Source organism: Halomonas sp. ATBC28, from assembly GCF_005937175.1.
GTDB lineage: Bacteria > Pseudomonadota > Gammaproteobacteria > Pseudomonadales > Halomonadaceae > Vreelandella > Vreelandella titanicae.
Map to the genome: position 1 here is coordinate 184,838 of NZ_VCQL01000004.1, position 15,975 is coordinate 200,812.

Sequence of the window (15,975 nt, forward strand, 5' to 3'; positions counted from 1 at the left end):
AGCTATGAGTGATGCGCAGGCGCCGGAAAAACGGCGCGCTCCTGCTAAAGAAACGAAAAATAGCAAAGAGGGCGATGAACGCCACGACGCCATTTATCGCTCCGTGAGCGATGCCATTGTCGAGCAGCGCTTAAAGCCCGGCGCACGGTTGCGCGAAGATGCGCTGGCGGAAGTCTTTGGCATTAGTCGCACCGGTATTCGTAAAATCCTGCAGCGCCTGGCGCTGGAGCAGTTAGTCACGCTAACACCGCGCCGTGGCGCCAGCGTTACCCGGCCCACCGCCGATGAAGCCAAAGACGTGTTCGATGCCCGCCAGTTAATCGAGTGCGGATTAATGCCCGATGTGGCGCGGCGCATGGGCGAAAAAGAAGCAGCGGAGCTGCGCGAAATGGCCCGCCAAGAGAGCCAAGCGCTGCGCAGCGGCCAACAGAGCGTGGCTATTCGCCTATCGGCCGACTTCCATGTGCGTTTAGCGCAGCTCTCAGGCAACGCCACCCTGGCAGAGTTTGTTGAACGCCTCTGTTCGCGTTCTTCACTGATACTCGCCGTCTACGGCCATCGCGGCCATTTAGGCTGTGAATCCCATGACCACGACGACCTGATCGGCTACCTGGAAGCAGGCAACGGCGAACGCGCCAAAGCCTTTATGAGCCGCCATCTAAAAGCTATTGAGGCGTCGCTATCCATGGTCGAAGAGGAGGAGAATGTGCCGGATTTGCAGCAGATATTTGGGGGATGAGGTTGATGGCTCAAGCTGCAGCTTGTTGGGGGCAACGGCACGGGGCGGTGATATTGAAGCTGCGCCGAGAATATAGCTCCTACTACTTCAAAAGCCTTTCCGGAGCATCCATGTCCTCATGAAGCACACGAACAACGAGCACTTTCGAGTCATGCAGTTGATAAAAAACAGCGTGGTGCTCGACCTGTAATCTGCGATACCCAGAAAAAACATGGTCGTAGTTCGCGCCAAGTGATGGATGATCAATCAGCCGTTTCATGCCGGTCTCAAGCCGATCCAGGTAATTATCCGCCTGATCAACGCCCCATTCCTCACAGGTATACACCCAAATTCCGATGAGATCTGATTCCGCCTTTGGCGTGACATTCAACTCAAGCACTAATCAACCGCCTTGATCCGCTTACGGCCAGCCGCCTTAATAGCCGATATATCCAGGGGTTTCGGGTTCCCGCTTGACTCACCCTCAACGAGGGCTTGCCTCAGCATGGCAAGACGTTGTTTGGCCTGCTGATCCCTTCGGATAAGATCGCGGATGTATTCACTATCATTGCCATAGTGACCGCTTTCAATCTGGGCTTTCACCCAGTCGTTTTGCTGTTCAGTCAGCGTGATGGTTTTTCGGTGCATGCTCATGGCTGATGCTCCTAACATGGGAGAGGTGTGATATTGTCATACTTTCCCCGCCTCCTGGATCAATGATGCTCTTACGCCGCCATAAACGGCGCGAGCTTGCGAGCGTCCGGCGACTGTAGGGAGCGAATTTCATGGCTTTGTTAGAGCGACTTGATCGCATATGTTATCGTCAGACCAATTCCCATTAAAAAGGCAAGTATCTGCAAGCCTGTTGGCAGCCTACAATTTCCGCCCTGAATAGATAAGGAAGGGCTTTTATTTTTCGGGGGGTCAAGTGTTCCTGTTAATGCCATAAGCGCCCAGACGCCAAAAATAATTGATAAGAAATAGGTTATCCAAGCGGCGACAAGCCAGCCCGAAAAGCAATCTCCATTCTCGGCGAAAATGTCTTTGGCGAACGTAACTGTTAAAGCTATGATCGCTGTCGACAAGGTAATCAGCTGCTTTACTAAATCAGCAGCAAAATCAAAAGCTTTTTGAGTTTTTTCTTCCATCATCGATCAACAAATTGGGTAAATTGGACATAAAGTAGACAAGCTATTTTCAATATCTTCTACTTCAACTACCGACTTGACGCCGTGCAACCTGTCTCGGATGTCCTGAGCGAGCATTCGAAAGTTTTCTTGTGCTTCTATTGTTCGTGCATGAGTGACACGATCAAAATCGACCTTATGCATTCCTTTCTCGACTAAATTTTCAAATCGCTTTTCAGCATCTTCATTGATAGAAAGGTCCGCCAACACCTCATAAATAATCATCAAGAGCTTTTCACGAGGTTCCGGCTCTTTGATCATTACTGCTTCACTCATAGCATTCTCCCTGATATAGCTCTAACGCCGCTAGCACGCGCGGCTTTGTTGTGGAGGCGAAGCCGCAACGGAAAAGCCGTCGCCGTGCCTGGCCTTGTTAGGGCAACTTTTCATCAAGCCTCTCTGCATAGTGATGTAAGACCAACAGAACCATGTGTAACCGAAATGTTGAATCCGCAGACTCAGAAAGGCCTGGGTGCGACCCGTGAGGGTGCAGCCGTTTCCAAAAGCCTTCAACGAATCCCGAGCCATTGCCTAAAAACTCGTTATATTGAGAGATAAAGAAACCGCTGCTTGCTAAATCTTGCTTCTTTTGTTGTGTTGATTGGCCCGTCCCTATACCTAATAGCGCGTGGCATTGGTTGAAGAACTCCTCAACGAAAGACCTTAATTGGGCATTTGTAGCCGCCCAATCGCCGCGACCGTGAGCGGCCAGAGCTTGTTCGTAGTGCCCTATGGCGACATTTAACCCCCTAGCATTCAGAATCGAAAGAAGTTTGTTTTCTGACTCAGTTAAAGGGATAGCTTGAGGAAGTGATTGTCGGACGCTTTTATCAGTCAGCTCATATCCATCACTTGCAAGGCTGTTTCGGAGTGCGCTGAAATCTGAATTGTATGAGGCTTCTCTTATGAGGTACTCAATCACATCAACAACCAACGGTGCTCCAGTTGAGGATTTTTCATTGCCATGAGCGATCAAGTACTTTGATATCGATGTCTCTTTTTCTTTTATCCACTGGCCAGAAACAGCGGCCTCAAGTTCAAGCTCAAGGGCAAAACGCTCCACTTTATCATGCGTTTTGAAATTGAGAGCGTCGACCAATGTCAATATGGTTCTTCGGGAAAACATCAATAGCTCCGTCTAATGCCCTAACGTTTGGTTAAGGGGCGGGCTTTAGCCCGTCCCAGCGAGCGGTTGAACCACTTGTTAGGCATTGCTTGGCGGGAAGTCTTCAAGCGACCTGGGAAGGTAGCCAAAAATCCGCACCACATCGCCTGAAACTTCGTATTCAAAACCAATTTCTCTTAATTTTTGGAGAATCCATGGAGAGTGGTCAATTACCTTGTTTTTGATGAGGCTGCCTCTTGGTCGCTCTTGATGTAGGCCGATATCAAACCACTCAACACCCATTAAGGGGAACGGTAGGTGATACCACCATTCGGTATCCCATCTTGAAATATGGCCATTTACCCATTTGAAACGGTATGAAGGCCGCCATTCATCCTGCTGCCTCATAAAACTTATGAATTCGTTCCACTTGGTATTATTTGCTGCGCCACTCAATCCTCTTCTAGCAACAATGGCTCGAATTTTTTCTTTTTCATCAGAAGTGCCGGTATCGGCAAGCGGCGCATTATTCATTGCATTGCCTAACAGTTTACTCATACGCATGCGCGTTTTCCTGGGAAGCCAAAAACCATAAATAAGCAACAAGCGTCTGATATGAAATGAAAAAATAACTTTATCCTACTTAGGGCCGCCAGAAAATTGCGCTTGTGCATAAACATCCCAGAACACTTTTTTAACTTACGCATAAACGCATGCAGCATTTTAATAACTCGTTGTTTTTTTAATTGCTTTAATCAAATTCTTTTCAGAAAAATAAGCACATGTCCCATGCGCCTACCAGAAAAACTCGCACTACAGATCAAAAAATAGCTCATTCCACTGAGTTTTGATACCGCCAAATACGTTGCTTGGTAGCGCCATGGGAGGATGCAGGCAGGTTTTCCACTGGCCACCCCAGCCCGCGACCCAAAAAAGCGCCACCGGCAAAACCGATGGCGCTTGTATGAGCTTTTAATCAGCTAGTTACGACCCACTTGTCTATTGCTGAGCCAACGCAGGCGCAGCCTTAAACTGCCGCATCAAACCGTAATAAAACAGCCCACCTAAGCCTGCACCGATTAGCCAGCCATAGCCGCCAAGCGCGGAAAGGGCGGGTACTAACACGGTAGAGAGAGAGAACAGTGCCGCCACGCCAAAGGCGAGAAGGGCGCGGGTGTTCCAGCCGTTTACGTAGTAGTAGGCGCTGCCCGGTGCTGATGAGAACAGCTCCTGCATGTTCAAGTGCTGACGCTTAATCAGGTAGTAGTCGACCACGATAATGCCGTAGAAGGGCGCGACGATGGCACCTAGCGCATTTACAAAGCCGGGCACGCCAATCTGGCTGATGACCGAAAGCCACAGCGCGCCGACAAAGAATGCGATTACCGCGGTAATTAGGCCGCCCATTTTAAAGCTGATTTTGCTGGGGAATAGGTTGGCCAGGTCGTAGGCGGGCGGAATGAAGTTGGCGACCAGGTTGATACCTACCGTGGCGGCAAAGAAGGTTAGTGCGGCGATAATCGTCAGCGGCAGCGAATCTACACGCTCGACGATATCGGCGGGGTTGGTCAGCGCCTCGCCAAACAGCACTAGAGTGCCAGCGGTAATAATCAGTGCGATAAACGAGAAAAACGCCACGTTGAGCGGCAAGCCCAACAGGTTGCCGAGCTTCATCTGGCGTTCGGTTTTCACAAAGCGGGTGAAGTCGCCGAAGTTGATCACCACCGCTGCGAAATACGCCACCATGGTGCCGACAATCGCCATAAAGGCCGCGATTGAGCTGCCGCTTGTCTCACTGCCACCGCTAAAAATAGTGCCAATGGCAGGAATCAGTTCACTTCCCGCCTGATACCAGACAATGATCATCAGCACCAACATCACCACGTATACTAACGGGCCCGCCCAGTTGAGAAAGTGCTTAATGCGCTCAATGCCCTGCCAGAAAATCGCGATCTGGAATAGCCACACAATCACAAACGACACCCAGGCCACGCCGGAAAGCCCCAGGAAGGTGCTGCCATTGCCTGTGCCAAAAAACGCCGTAATTAGAAGGGTGACGGCGGTGGAGGCGAAGTAGGTCTGCACGCCGTACCAAAAGATCCCCACGATGGCGCGCAGCATCGCGGGTAGGTTCGCGCCACGTATGCCCATGCTGGCGCGCACCATCACTGGGAAAGGGATGCCGTATTTAACGCTGGGCTTACCGGTGAGGTTGACCAAAAACATCACGATCACGCCCGCCAGAATAATCGCCGCCATCACCGCCCAGCCGTTCAGGCCGTAGGTTAAAAACAGCGAGGCCGCCAGAGTGTAGCCAAACAGGCTCTGGATATCGTTAGACCAAACGTTAAATATCTCAAACGCACCCCAGTTACGATCCTGGGGTTTCAGCGGTGCGAGATCCTCGTTATACAGCGTGGGATCAATGTGCTTAATATCCAGGTCACTAACGTTGTTGCTCTCTTTCATCTTATTAGCTCTTCGGTTGGCAAATGGAGTTACTGGCTAAAGCGCTGGCAGGGAGCCCAGTACTTCATAAGCAGGTAGTAGGTAACACCTGCGGGTATCAGGCTGGCGTACCACGAGATCGCCGAGAAAGAGAGCGCCGCAACAATGCCCACCGCCGTGGCGATGAAAGCGGCTAAGTTCACGCCTTGGTAAGGGCCGTTGGCGTCATACAGCTTATTGATATCCAGCGTGCGGCGGCGAATCACATAATAATCGACCACCAGAATGGCGAAGATCGGGCCTAGGAAGGCAGAGTAGGTTTGCACAAATAGCTGCAGGCCCGCAGCGGAGCCCGGCTGAACCAGTTTCCAGGGGAAGGTGGCGAAAGCCAGCAAGCCAACGATCACCGTGGCGACCGAGAACTTGATCTTGAAGATGTCCATCAATACATAGGTCGGCGGTACCACGTTGTTGAGTACGTTGGTGGTGACCTGGGCGAAGGCGATGAACAGAAGGGTAGTCATCAGCAGCGGGGTGTTGTCGACGGCGTTGGCAAACACCTGGATAGGGTCGGCGGTGCCGGTGGCCTGAGAGACCATATAGCCGATCAAGCCCATAAACAGCGTGCAGGGCAGAATCGACATGGCGTAAATGGTGGTCAGCAGGCTTTGGGCGGTGCCCTTCTTGTGCTCGCGGGAGTAGTCGCTAACGTTGAGCATCATGGTGCTGTAGATGCCCAGAAACAGCATGGTCGCGCCCCAGAACGGCATGCCCCAGGAGCCTTCCATGGTCAGCAGGCTGGCGGAAAGCTCATCGCCGTAACGCTGCACCGTGGCGTAGAACATATACACCAACGAGGCGAGGATGAAGGCGCTGCCGATATTCTCTAACCACTTGATACCCTGGAAACCCATTACCGACATGCCAATTTGCAGAAACTGGAAGGTAATAAAGTAAAAGATAAGGTTGTCGAAACCGAACAGGGTGGCCGACACCATATTGAGTGCCCCGGCACCAATCCAGCTTTGAAAGCCGTACCACACTACCGCTGGCACTGCGCGCACCAAGCCCGGTAAGCGCGTGCCCGTAAAGCCGAACGCGCTGCGCGCTTGCACCATAAACGGAATGCCGTACTTGTAGCCCGCGGCCCCGTTGATGGCCAAGGCAATCCCGATTACAAAGCAACCGATGGCAATGGCCAGCGTAGCTTGTAACAGGTTCAGTGTGCCGACCACGCTGGAGCCCATGGCAAAGGTGCCAATGGAAACGCAGCCACCGAACCAAGCCAGGAAGTAGGAGCCGCGCCCCATGATTCGGGTGTGTTGAGGGGCCAGGCTTTCTGCCCCCAGTGCTTTTGATCCAGCAGCGGATCGTTCTTCTGACGCAAGAGCCGAGGTTGAAGCGCTCATGTTGTCGTCCTCGCAAGATTGTCGGTTTTTATTAATCCCCGATTAGGTATCGGGAAACGCTTGCGGCGTGGCGTGCTAATGGACGTACTTTTTAAAACTCTATTTAAGCTATTGTTATTAGATGTTGTTGAGTCACTATTATTTTTTGGAACTGTTATGACTTAAGCGGTAGCGCAAGATCAGAAAGCTCAGAAAACTTACCGGTAAAGATCTTTGGCCGTGGGTAGGCAAGATCGCCGTGTTTGCTGGTATGCAGCCCTAAACTGACCAGTGATTCCGCCAGTTTCAGCGCGGCGGTAACACCTTCTACTACCGGCAGGCCCACTTCGCGGCTGATCTCCTGGGTCAAATTCGCCATGCCGCCACAGCCTAAAACGATGGCGCCGATACCGTCCTCATCCCTGGCGCGGCAGCACTCTTCGACGATGCGGGTAAACGCCACTTCAGGATGGTGCTCAAGATCCAACACCGGAATTTCAGCGGCACGTATACGACGGCAGTGGTGGCTAAAGCCGTACTGCTGAAGCAGGTGCTCGGCGATAATGCCGGTGCGGCCCAGGGTGGTGACAATTGAAAAGCGTGTACTCACCAGTGTGGCGAGATGAAACGCTGCTTCGGCGATGCCGATTACCGGCGCACGGGTTAGCTCCCGCGCTGCGAGCAGGCCTGGGTCACCAAAACAGGCCACCACATAGGCATCGATGCCGCCTTCGCGTTCGCCTTTTAGAACTTCTTCGGCCACTCCTACCGCACTGATCACTTCGTCGAAATGGCTCTCGATAGAAACCGGGCCCGCGTCCGGCTGTGAAGCGCTCACCGTGGTGCCAGTGCCCGCCTGCTGCTGCGCTGCCTGATGAATAGCAGCGGTCATGGAGGCCGTAGTGTTGGGGTTAATAATGCGTATATGCATGATAGCTATTCCGTGTGTAAACAATATGGAATTTCTTGTATACAAAAATAGGGCGGTTTTCTACGTGGCGCAAGGGACTAATGAGCAATCGGCAATAAAAAAGCAGCTGATAAAACTTGACCATTTGTTCAGGATTCAATGGCTTAACGCCTTTTAAACCGAGAAACGCTATTCGTGTCAGAGGATTAGCGGTCGACCGCGTTGCGGTTGGTTATGAATGTCGCTATTTTGTATACAAATATTTTTCTGTATTGCTGGGCGGCTATTTGCCAGTGATCTGCCAGGGCTTGTATGAATGGTTTGTATGAATCAAGGAGCTAGCTATGTCGTCGTCACCTAAGGGCCACTATCCCCGCGATTTGATCGGTTATGGACGCAACCCGCCCCATGCCAACTGGCCAAACAAGGCCAAAATTGCCGTTCAGTTTGTGCTCAACTACGAGGAGGGCGGCGAAAACTGCGTGTTGCACGGCGACTCAGGCTCCGAGCAGTTCCTATCGGAAATTATCGGCGCACCGGCTTATCCGGATCGCCACTTGAGCATGGAGTCGATCTACGAGTACGGCTCTCGCGCCGGGGTATGGCGCATTCTGCGTGAATTTGAGAAGCGTGATTTGCCGCTCACGGTGTTTGGCGTTGCCATGGCGCTGGAGCGTAACCCGGATGTCGCCCTGGCATTTAAAGAGCTGGGCCACGAGATTGCTTGCCATGGCTATCGCTGGATTCACTATCAGGAAGTGCCCGAGCACGTTGAGCGCGAGCATCTACAGCAGGCCATGGAGATTTTTCAACGCCTCTATGGCGAAAAACCCCAAGGCTGGTACACCGGTCGCGATAGTCCCAATACCCGGCGCTTAGTGCTAGACGAAGGTGGTTTCCTTTACGATAGCGACTACTACGGCGACGACTTGCCTTTTTGGACGCAGGTGACCGATAGTCAGGGCAGTGACCACAACCACCTGATCGTGCCCTACACGCTGGACAGCAACGATATGCGTTTTGCCGCGCCGCAAGGTTTCAATACGGCGGATCACTTCTTTACCTACCTGCGCGATGCCTTTGATGTACTTTACGCAGAAGGGGAGGAGGCGCCCAAAATGCTCTCGGTGGGCATGCATTGCCGTTTATTGGGTCGCCCAGGGCGCTTTCGCGCCCTGCAGCGCTTTTTGGATTACATCGAAACTCACGACCGTGTGTGGGTGGCCCGGCGGGTTGATATTGCCCGTCACTGGGCAGAGCACCACCCTGCAACTCGTTAATTAAGCAGTTTAATAGGATGCTATGACGCCGCATATCGGACAGCGAATTACCGCCCAGTTTGACACGCTAACTGCCCAGGAGCAGCGGGTGGCGAGCTTTATCCTCGATCACTTTGATGATCTTGCGGTGTATAGCGCCGCTGATTTGGCGCGTTTGACCGGGGTATCCAAATCGACAGTTAGCCGCCTATTCAAGCGGCTGGGGTTTGAAAGCTACCGCACCGTTAAAGACCACGCCCGCCAGCTACGGAACCTGGGCGTGCCTTTGGTGATCGACCCCAACGCCATGCAGGAAGAGGCCGGGGCGCCGTTCCAGCGCCATCTGCAGCGGGAGCAGGATAATCTGCAGCGCTGCTTAAACGGCATTGCGGCGGATCAATTTGCTGCACTGGTAGAGCGGCTGGATAGCGCGCGTCATGTGGTCGTGATCGGTTTTCGTAACAGCTACCCGCTAGCGCTGCATTTTCGTCAGCAGCTGATTCAGGCGCGCACCCAGGTGCGAGTGGTTCCTCACCCAAACCAGTCGTTAGCGGAAGAGATCGTCGATCTCACCGACCAGGACGTAGTGGTGCTGTTTGGTTTTCGCCGCCGCCCAGCGGCATTTGCTTCGCTAATTGACGCACTTGAGCGCTCACCTGCCAAGGTAGCCTTACTGGCTGACCCCACCGCGGTCAATTTCGCCTCACAAGTAACGTGGTTTTTTGAAACGCCGCTGGAAAGTCTCTCGGCGTTTGATAGCTACGCCGCTGCTAATAGCCTGATCTGCCTTATTGCCAACGGTTTACTGCACCGTCGTCTTGCAGAAGGTCGAGAGCGAATCAGCGCGATCAGCGATGTTTACGCTGATCTTAGTGAGCTGGAAGCGGCCACCATGAGCGTGGATTGGAGCGCCCAGTAGTCTTTGCACGAAAACTGTCTGCGCTCGACTATACGGCGTTAAAAATCGCCTCGTGCGCGAGTCCGATCAAAATGCTCATTTACAACCCCGTAAATTCGTACGCGAATCCGATCCTTTTTTCGTTGATTTTTGCCTTGTCTAGTCGTCGCTCGACGACTTTTCGTACAAAGCCTAAGTCTTTATCCTTTCATGGTGCATCTCGTCCTGTTGGTGGATGAAAACTGCACCAACACATTGCATCTCTCTCCTTTTAAATCCTCTTCTCAGCGCGGCAATCGCTGCGTTGTTGTTTCGCGTGCCCGCTAAGCTGCTGTTCTAAAAAATGTTAGCCACTTCTGGTATCGCTGTTGCTATTAGGTGATCGGGTGAAACGAAAGTTTCTTTGTTAGATTTTATGCAACAAAGCTTTCACTCGCTCTGCATCCCTAACTAATACCGCTACGGCTACTGACTGACCGACATGCCCTTGTCAGGTTGCTCTTATTAGGAGAACACCATGAAATCGCTATCGCGCCGCTTCAATCACTCTTTCTCTAACCAATTCAAACGCCTACAGTCCGGTGTCTTAGCCACAGGGCTGAGTGCCGTCGTTGCCCTCGGTGCTATTACCACTAGCCCAAACGTTCAGGCGGATGCGCTAGAGGATATCGAGTCGCGCGGCACCATCCGGGTAGCTGTGCCGCAAGATTTTCCACCGTTTGGCTCAGTAGGTACTGACCTGCAGCCGCGCGGCTACGATATTGATATGGCGCAATACCTGGCTGATGAAATGGGCGTTGAGTTAGAGCTGATCCCCGTTACCAGCGCTAACCGTATTCCCTATTTGCAAACCGGGCAGGCGGATCTAGTGATCTCTAGCCTGGGTAAAAACCCTGAGCGCGAAGCGGCGATTGATTTTTCAGATGCCTACGCGCCGTTCTTTCTAGGCGTGTTCAGCGCTGATGAAGATGAAAGCGTGGAAGGCCCAGAAGGCCTGGCCGATAAAACCATTGGGGTAACCCGCGGTGCCGTGGAAGATATGGAGCTTTCCAATATTGCCCCGGACTCCACGACGGTGCAGCGCTTTGAAGACAACGCCACCACCATTTCTGCGTTTCTTTCCGGTCAGGTCGATTACGTAGCCACCGGTAACGTAGTCGCCGCCGAAATCGCCGAACGAAACAGCGACCGTGCGCCCTCGCTGATTTATCAGCTCAAAGATTCACCCTGCTACGTGGGCATGAATAAAAACGAGCCAGCGTTAATGGAAGAAGTGAATCGCCTGATCGCACAAGGCCTGGAAGATGGCACCCTGAATGAGCTATCTCAGCGCTGGTTCAGTGCCGACCTGCCTGAAAACTTCGGTAGCTGAGGTTTAGCATGGGGCCAACACTCGATTTTCTTACCCTGTTGCCCTACGCCAGTGAGCTCCTCAAAGGTCTTACCACCACGGTCGTTTTGACCGTGGTGACCACCTTGACGGGGCTAGCGCTGGCGGTGGCAGTGGCGTATTTACGCGTCAACGCGCAGCCATGGGTGCGCTGGGGGCTAGGCGGCTACGTCGAAGTAACCCGCAATACGCCCTTCATTGTGCAACTGTTCTTTATCTTCTTTGGACTGCCGGGGCTCGGCATTAAAGTTGATGCCATTACCGCGGCGTTTATTGCCATGACGCTCAACCTGGCCGCTTACAGCGCCGAGATTCTACGCGCCGGTATTAGCGCCACGGCGAAAGGGCAGTTAGAAGCTGGGCGTGCACTGGGCATGACCACACTGCAAAGCTATCGCCATATCGTGCTGGTGCCCGCGTTTGCCAGGGTATACCCCGCGCTGATCAGTCAGTCGATCATTGTGATGCTGGGTTCGGCGGTGGTGTCGCAAATATCGGTATTTGACCTGACCTATGCCGCTAACTTTATCCAATCGCGCAACTTTCGCAGCTTTGAAGTCTACCTGCTGATCACGCTGGTCTATTTGCTCCTCGCCTTCGGCATGCGGCGCAGCTTTATGCTGGTTGGCAAGCGGGTATTCGCCTATCAGCAAGGAGAACAACGATGATTGAGTTCACCTTCTGGGACATTCTGCGCAACCTGCTGCTGGCAACCCGCTGGACCATTGTGCTGTCGTTGATTGCCTTTGTGGGCGGTGCGACGGTGGGACTGCTACTGACCTTTATGCGCCTCTCCAGCAACCGCTGGCTGCAGCGCTTAACGTCTCTTTATGTTGACCTGTTCCAAGGTACGCCGCTGTTGATGCAACTGTTTTTGATCTTCTTTGGCGCTGCTGCCATGGGGCATCCGATCTCTGCCTGGTTGGCGGCTTCCATCGCACTGACACTATTCACCAGTGCTTTTCTATGTGACATCTGGCGCGGCTGTTTAGAGGCGGTTGCCAAAGGGCAGTGGCACGCGGCGCAGGTGCTGGGCATGAACTACTTCCAGACCATGCGCCATGTGATTCTACCTCAGGCGCTGCGGCTTTCGATTCCGCCCACGGTGGGTTTCTCGGTACAGGTCATCAAAGGCACGGCGCTGGCCTCCATCATCGGCTTTGTCGAGCTGACCAAGGCGGGCACCATGCTCAATAACGCCACCTTCGAACCCTTCACCATTTTTGCCCTTGTGGCTCTGCTTTACTTCGCGCTGTGCTACCCACTTTCCTGCTACGCGCGCTATCTGGAGAAAAAGCTCTATGACGCTGGTTTACGTTGATAACGTTCATAAAGCCTTTGGCGACCTGGAAGTGCTTAAAGGTATCAACCTTTCAGTTGCGCAAGGCGAAGTGGTGGCGATTATTGGTCGCAGTGGCTCGGGTAAAAGTACCCTGCTGCGCTGCCTGAATCAGCTGGAAAAACATGACAGCGGCGAGATCACCATTGCCGATAAGCAGCTCGATGCGGCGTCAATGTCGCCCAAAGAGCTGAGTGAAAACGTCGGCATGGTATTCCAAAGCTTTAATCTGTTTCCTCATAAAACCGTGGGTGAGAACGTCTGTTTGGCGCCGCTGGTGGTGCGTGGCGAGGAGAAAGCCGAGGTCGAGAAAGTCGCCCGCGAAGTGCTTGAGAAAGTGGGCCTCTCCGACAAATACGATGCCTACCCGGCGCAGCTTTCCGGTGGTCAGCAGCAGCGGGTCGCCATCGCCCGGGCGCTGGCCATGCGCCCCAAAGTGATGCTCTGCGATGAGGTGACTTCAGCACTTGACCCTGAGCTGGTCGGGGAAGTGCTGCGCGTATTGGAGGCGTTGGCGGCCGAGGGCATGACGCTGATTCTGGTCACCCATGAAATGAGCTTTGCACGTGATGTGGCCGACCGCGTGGTGTTTATGCACCAGGGGCGCATCCATGAAGAGGGCGCCCCCAGCGAGCTATTCAGCAACCCACAAACGCCGGAGCTAAAGCAGTTTATCTCTGCCGTGCTCTAGTCGATCCACTTCTAGCCGATCCACTGGGTTGCCTGCGCGAAAATAAGAAAGCCCAGGGCAATCGCTATCCAGACGCAAAAAAGTGGGAAGAAGAATTTGACCCACTTTTGCCATGGCACACCTGCCAGTGCCAGGGTCGCCATAAAGTAGCCTGAGGTCGGGTATAAAATATTGCCGATACCGTCACCCAACTGGAACGCCAGCACCGCCGTTTGGCGGGTAACGCCGATGATGTCGGAGAGCGGTGCCATCAGCGGCATGGTGACCAGGGCCTGGCCGCTACCGGAGGGGACAATGAAATTGAAGCCTAGCTGGGCGAAGAACATGCCAATCGCCGAAAGCAGGGTTGGCAGGCCTCCGACGAGGTTGCCAAGCCCAAACACCAGCGTGTCCATGATGTGGCCATCTTCCAGCATCACGGCAACACCGCGTGCGACGCCGGCGATCATGGCGCCGACCAGCACATCTCGGAAGCCTTGGTTGAAGCCTGCGCATATTTCGTCGGTGTCGAGGCCTGCTATTAGGCCCACAACAATGCCCATGATGATAAACAGGCCTGCCATTTCCATCATGAACCAGCCTTGCTGCAGTACGCCATAGACGAGTACCGCGAAGAAGGCGAAGGTGGCGATGGCCGCGAGCTTCTGGCGAGCGCTGGCGATTAAGGCTGGGCTATTGTCAGCATGTTGATAAAGCGAGCGTTTTTCGGATTCGCTAGTGTCACTGCTCAGCAGGCTAAGTGAAGGTGTTTGATGCACCATACGGGCGTAACGCATAACGAAGAAAATGGCCGCGGCTAACATCACCACAAATGCCACAACGCGCAAGCCATAGCCGGAGTAGAGAGGAAGATCTGAGAGTTGCTGTCCTAGGCCGGTATTGATGGGGTTGAGCACACCCGTCGTGAAACCGACCGTGGTAGCACAAAGTGCCACCGCCGCGGCCGTGACTGAATCAAAGCGCAAGGCAATCATCAGCGGCAAGATGACCGGCACATAGACCAGCGCCAACTCTTGGGTACCGATAACCGTCGCTATGAGGGCAAAAACCGTCATCAACACGGGGATAGTGAGCAGGTTCTGTCGCGCAAAGCGGCGCGTTAGCTTGTCCACACCTATTTCAATAATGCCGGTGCGCCTTAGCACCATGAACATACCGCCGATCATGAAGGTGAAAAAGACAACTTCACCGGCACTCATTAAGCCATTCGGGATCGCCAGCATAAAGTCGACGATGCCAACTGGTGACGAAGCGATCTGCTCATGAGAGTTCGGGTCGATAGTGATGCGCCCATTCGGGCCAGGAACACGCTCGAACTGCCCGGCCGGCACAAAGTGCGTTGCTATCGCGGCCAGGGCGATAAATATGAACAGAACCGCGTAAATGTCAGGGATCCGGCACCAGCTTTTCTTGGACGTGGGGCGATCTGAGGAAGACGAAGAGGGGGTGTGTTGGGACATGCTATGCCTCGCGTTTGTTATAAGTAGCTGACCTGAGCAGCGGTTAGCGGGCGTCACGCCGCGCCGAGGTTGCTGTTTTTGGACATGCTCGTATGATCTTAGAATCATGAAACGAAAGTTTCTAAAGAAGTTACTATTGGGAGGAGTGTTTCACAAGAGCTTTGTTAAAGATTGCTTTATTGTGGTTAGCTAATCTTGTATACAAGATGAATAACTTGTGTTTTTACTAAGTCAAATAGGGTTAAAAATGCCAGCTACTTACTACGCTCCCACCGGCGGGCACCCGCCGCAAACGCAAATCACCGCTGATCGCGCCGTGTTCACTGAAGCGTATGCGCTGATCCCCAAAGGCGTGATGCGCGATATCGTCACCAGCAATCTCCCCTTTTGGGAAGGCACTCGTCTGTGGGTGCTGGCGCGGCCGCTGTCGGGGTTCGCCGAGACGTTCTCCCAGTACATTATGGAAGTCCAGCCCCAGGGCGGCAGCGATAAGCCCGAGCCTGATCCTCAGGCGGAAGGCGTGTTGTTTATTGTGGAAGGTGAGTTAACGCTTACTTTGTCAGGCGAGCGCCACACCCTGCAGCCCGGCGGTTATGCGTTTATTCCCCCGGGCAGTTCGTGGCAAGTGCGCAACGAATCTAACGCGCCGGTACGTTTCCACTGGGTACGCAAGGCCTATGAGTTTGTGGAAGGGCTCGAGGTGCCAACGGCGTTTGTCACCAACGAGCAGGACATTGCGCCTATCGAAATGCCGGGCACCGAAGGACGCTGGGCCACCACACGCTTTGTCGACCCTGCGGACGTTCGCCACGATATGCATGTCAATATCGTTACCTTTCAGCCCGGCGGCGTAATTCCTTTCGATGAAACCCATGTCATGGAACACGGCCTTTACGTGCTCGAAGGCAAAGCGGTTTATCACCTGAATCAAAACTGGGTAGAAGTAGAGGCCGGGGACTTCATGTGGCTACGCGCTTTCTGCCCCCAGGCCTGCTACGCCGCTGGCCCCGGGCCATTCCGGTATCTGTTGTATAAAGATGTTAATCGTCATCCTGCTCTTCGTCTGGGGGCTCGTTAAAACTGGTTGCGCTAGCTTTTCAAGCAGGCAGCTTTAAAGGGTCGCGCGAGCTAAAGCTGCCTCCCACTAGTGCATTTATCAGGCTGGCAGTGGCCATGCCACGC

At 53.5% G+C, this 15,975-nt stretch carries 18 protein-coding genes; 8 read left to right on the forward strand and 10 right to left on the reverse strand.

What is annotated here, in order from left to right; all coding sequences use genetic code 11:
* The first annotated feature begins 4 nt into the window (after positions 1–4).
* On the forward strand, positions 5–739 hold the full coding sequence (locus tag E0L35_RS05890; protein WP_138799870.1) for a GntR family transcriptional regulator: 735 nt from the start codon (positions 5–7) through the stop codon (positions 737–739).
* Between the two features lie 82 nt (positions 740–821).
* Here E0L35_RS05890 and E0L35_RS05895 read toward each other — a convergent pair whose 3' ends face one another.
* The 9 genes from E0L35_RS05895 to E0L35_RS05935 form a co-directional block, all read right to left on the reverse strand.
* Positions 822–1,118: a type II toxin-antitoxin system RelE/ParE family toxin gene (locus tag E0L35_RS05895; RefSeq protein ID WP_027958113.1), complete on the reverse strand. Its 297-nt coding sequence runs from the start codon at positions 1,116–1,118 to the stop codon at positions 822–824.
* Positions 1,118–1,372: a type II toxin-antitoxin system ParD family antitoxin gene (locus tag E0L35_RS05900; protein WP_027958112.1), complete on the reverse strand. Its 255-nt coding sequence runs from the start codon at positions 1,370–1,372 to the stop codon at positions 1,118–1,120. Before E0L35_RS05900 ends, E0L35_RS05895 begins: the two co-directional genes overlap by 1 nt.
* 140 nt (positions 1,373–1,512) lie before the next feature.
* Positions 1,513–1,866 carry a hypothetical protein gene (locus E0L35_RS05905; RefSeq protein WP_027958111.1) on the reverse strand — a complete coding sequence of 118 codons (354 nt, stop codon included), beginning with the start codon at positions 1,864–1,866 and terminating at the stop codon, positions 1,513–1,515.
* 6 nt (positions 1,867–1,872) lie between these two features.
* A complete protein-coding gene (locus tag E0L35_RS05910) occupies positions 1,873–2,181 on the reverse strand; it encodes a hypothetical protein (RefSeq protein ID WP_027958110.1) in 309 nt (102 codons plus the stop codon).
* A gap of 97 nt (positions 2,182–2,278) precedes the next feature.
* Entirely contained in the window at positions 2,279–3,010 is a 732-nt protein-coding gene (locus E0L35_RS05915; protein ID WP_138799871.1) for a hypothetical protein, read from the reverse strand.
* A 99-nt stretch (positions 3,011–3,109) separates the two neighbouring features.
* The gene (locus E0L35_RS05920; protein ID WP_197029713.1) at positions 3,110–3,568 is read right to left on the reverse strand and encodes a DUF6678 family protein; all 459 of its coding nucleotides are present in this window, start codon (positions 3,566–3,568) and stop codon (positions 3,110–3,112) included.
* Positions 3,569–4,009: 441 nt separating this feature from the next.
* Complete coding sequence (locus tag E0L35_RS05925; RefSeq protein WP_138799872.1) at positions 4,010–5,479, reverse strand: NCS1 family nucleobase:cation symporter-1; 1,470 nt, start codon at positions 5,477–5,479, stop codon at positions 4,010–4,012.
* 29 nt (positions 5,480–5,508) lie between these two features.
* Positions 5,509–6,867 (reverse strand): NCS1 family transporter, encoded by a 1,359-nt coding sequence (locus E0L35_RS05930; protein ID WP_027958106.1) that lies wholly within the window; start codon positions 6,865–6,867, stop codon positions 5,509–5,511.
* Between the two features lie 154 nt (positions 6,868–7,021).
* A complete protein-coding gene (locus E0L35_RS05935) occupies positions 7,022–7,777 on the reverse strand; it encodes an aspartate/glutamate racemase family protein (protein WP_138799873.1) in 756 nt (251 codons plus the stop codon).
* Between the two features lie 323 nt (positions 7,778–8,100).
* Between E0L35_RS05935 and puuE the strand changes: the two genes are divergently transcribed.
* The 6 genes from puuE to E0L35_RS05965 all read left to right on the forward strand — a co-directional run bounded on the left by puuE (position 8,101) and on the right by E0L35_RS05965 (position 13,333).
* Positions 8,101–9,036 carry an allantoinase PuuE gene (gene puuE, locus E0L35_RS05940; protein ID WP_027958104.1) on the forward strand — a complete coding sequence of 312 codons (936 nt, stop codon included), beginning with the start codon at positions 8,101–8,103 and terminating at the stop codon, positions 9,034–9,036.
* 22 nt (positions 9,037–9,058) lie between these two features.
* Positions 9,059–9,934: a MurR/RpiR family transcriptional regulator gene (locus E0L35_RS05945; RefSeq protein WP_027958103.1), complete on the forward strand. Its 876-nt coding sequence runs from the start codon at positions 9,059–9,061 to the stop codon at positions 9,932–9,934.
* A gap of 496 nt (positions 9,935–10,430) precedes the next feature.
* A complete protein-coding gene (locus tag E0L35_RS05950; RefSeq protein ID WP_197029714.1) occupies positions 10,431–11,285 on the forward strand; it encodes a transporter substrate-binding domain-containing protein in 855 nt (284 codons plus the stop codon).
* A gap of 8 nt (positions 11,286–11,293) precedes the next feature.
* Positions 11,294–11,971, forward strand: coding sequence for an amino acid ABC transporter permease (locus tag E0L35_RS05955; RefSeq protein WP_027958101.1), 678 nt, complete (start codon positions 11,294–11,296; stop codon positions 11,969–11,971).
* On the forward strand, positions 11,968–12,624 hold the full coding sequence (locus E0L35_RS05960) for an amino acid ABC transporter permease (protein ID WP_027958100.1): 657 nt from the start codon (positions 11,968–11,970) through the stop codon (positions 12,622–12,624). Before E0L35_RS05955 ends, E0L35_RS05960 begins: the two co-directional genes overlap by 4 nt.
* The gene (locus tag E0L35_RS05965) at positions 12,605–13,333 is read left to right on the forward strand and encodes an amino acid ABC transporter ATP-binding protein (protein WP_022522261.1); all 729 of its coding nucleotides are present in this window, start codon (positions 12,605–12,607) and stop codon (positions 13,331–13,333) included. Before E0L35_RS05960 ends, E0L35_RS05965 begins: the two co-directional genes overlap by 20 nt.
* 11 nt (positions 13,334–13,344) lie before the next feature.
* Here E0L35_RS05965 and E0L35_RS05970 read toward each other — a convergent pair whose 3' ends face one another.
* Positions 13,345–14,793 (reverse strand): YfcC family protein, encoded by a 1,449-nt coding sequence (locus tag E0L35_RS05970; protein ID WP_138799874.1) that lies wholly within the window; start codon positions 14,791–14,793, stop codon positions 13,345–13,347.
* Between the two features lie 247 nt (positions 14,794–15,040).
* Between E0L35_RS05970 and E0L35_RS05975 the strand changes: the two genes are divergently transcribed.
* Positions 15,041–15,871, forward strand: coding sequence for a bifunctional allantoicase/(S)-ureidoglycine aminohydrolase (locus tag E0L35_RS05975; protein ID WP_027958098.1), 831 nt, complete (start codon positions 15,041–15,043; stop codon positions 15,869–15,871).
* Positions 15,872–15,975: the final 104 nt, after the last annotated feature.

Excerpts from the sequence above, each read along its gene's own strand:
- E0L35_RS05890 (WP_138799870.1), top strand. The coding sequence starts at position 5 with ATGAGTGATGCGCAGGCGCCGGAAAAACGGCGCGCTCCTGCTAAAGAA.
- E0L35_RS05900 (WP_027958112.1), bottom strand. The coding sequence starts at position 1,372 with ATGAGCATGCACCGAAAAACCATCACGCTGACTGAACAGCAAAACGAC.
- E0L35_RS05905 (WP_027958111.1), bottom strand. The coding sequence starts at position 1,866 with ATGGAAGAAAAAACTCAAAAAGCTTTTGATTTTGCTGCTGATTTAGTA.
- E0L35_RS05910 (WP_027958110.1), bottom strand. The coding sequence starts at position 2,181 with ATGAGTGAAGCAGTAATGATCAAAGAGCCGGAACCTCGTGAAAAGCTC.
- E0L35_RS05920 (WP_197029713.1), bottom strand. The coding sequence starts at position 3,568 with ATGAGTAAACTGTTAGGCAATGCAATGAATAATGCGCCGCTTGCCGAT.
- E0L35_RS05925 (WP_138799872.1), bottom strand. The coding sequence starts at position 5,479 with ATGAAAGAGAGCAACAACGTTAGTGACCTGGATATTAAGCACATTGAT.
- E0L35_RS05930 (WP_027958106.1), bottom strand. The coding sequence starts at position 6,867 with ATGAGCGCTTCAACCTCGGCTCTTGCGTCAGAAGAACGATCCGCTGCT.
- E0L35_RS05935 (WP_138799873.1), bottom strand. The coding sequence starts at position 7,777 with ATGCATATACGCATTATTAACCCCAACACTACGGCCTCCATGACCGCT.
- puuE (WP_027958104.1), top strand. The coding sequence starts at position 8,101 with ATGTCGTCGTCACCTAAGGGCCACTATCCCCGCGATTTGATCGGTTAT.
- E0L35_RS05945 (WP_027958103.1), top strand. The coding sequence starts at position 9,059 with ATGACGCCGCATATCGGACAGCGAATTACCGCCCAGTTTGACACGCTA.
- E0L35_RS05950 (WP_197029714.1), top strand. The coding sequence starts at position 10,431 with ATGAAATCGCTATCGCGCCGCTTCAATCACTCTTTCTCTAACCAATTC.
- E0L35_RS05955 (WP_027958101.1), top strand. The coding sequence starts at position 11,294 with ATGGGGCCAACACTCGATTTTCTTACCCTGTTGCCCTACGCCAGTGAG.
- E0L35_RS05960 (WP_027958100.1), top strand. The coding sequence starts at position 11,968 with ATGATTGAGTTCACCTTCTGGGACATTCTGCGCAACCTGCTGCTGGCA.
- E0L35_RS05965 (WP_022522261.1), top strand. The coding sequence starts at position 12,605 with ATGACGCTGGTTTACGTTGATAACGTTCATAAAGCCTTTGGCGACCTG.
- E0L35_RS05970 (WP_138799874.1), bottom strand. The coding sequence starts at position 14,793 with ATGTCCCAACACACCCCCTCTTCGTCTTCCTCAGATCGCCCCACGTCC.
- E0L35_RS05975 (WP_027958098.1), top strand. The coding sequence starts at position 15,041 with ATGCCAGCTACTTACTACGCTCCCACCGGCGGGCACCCGCCGCAAACG.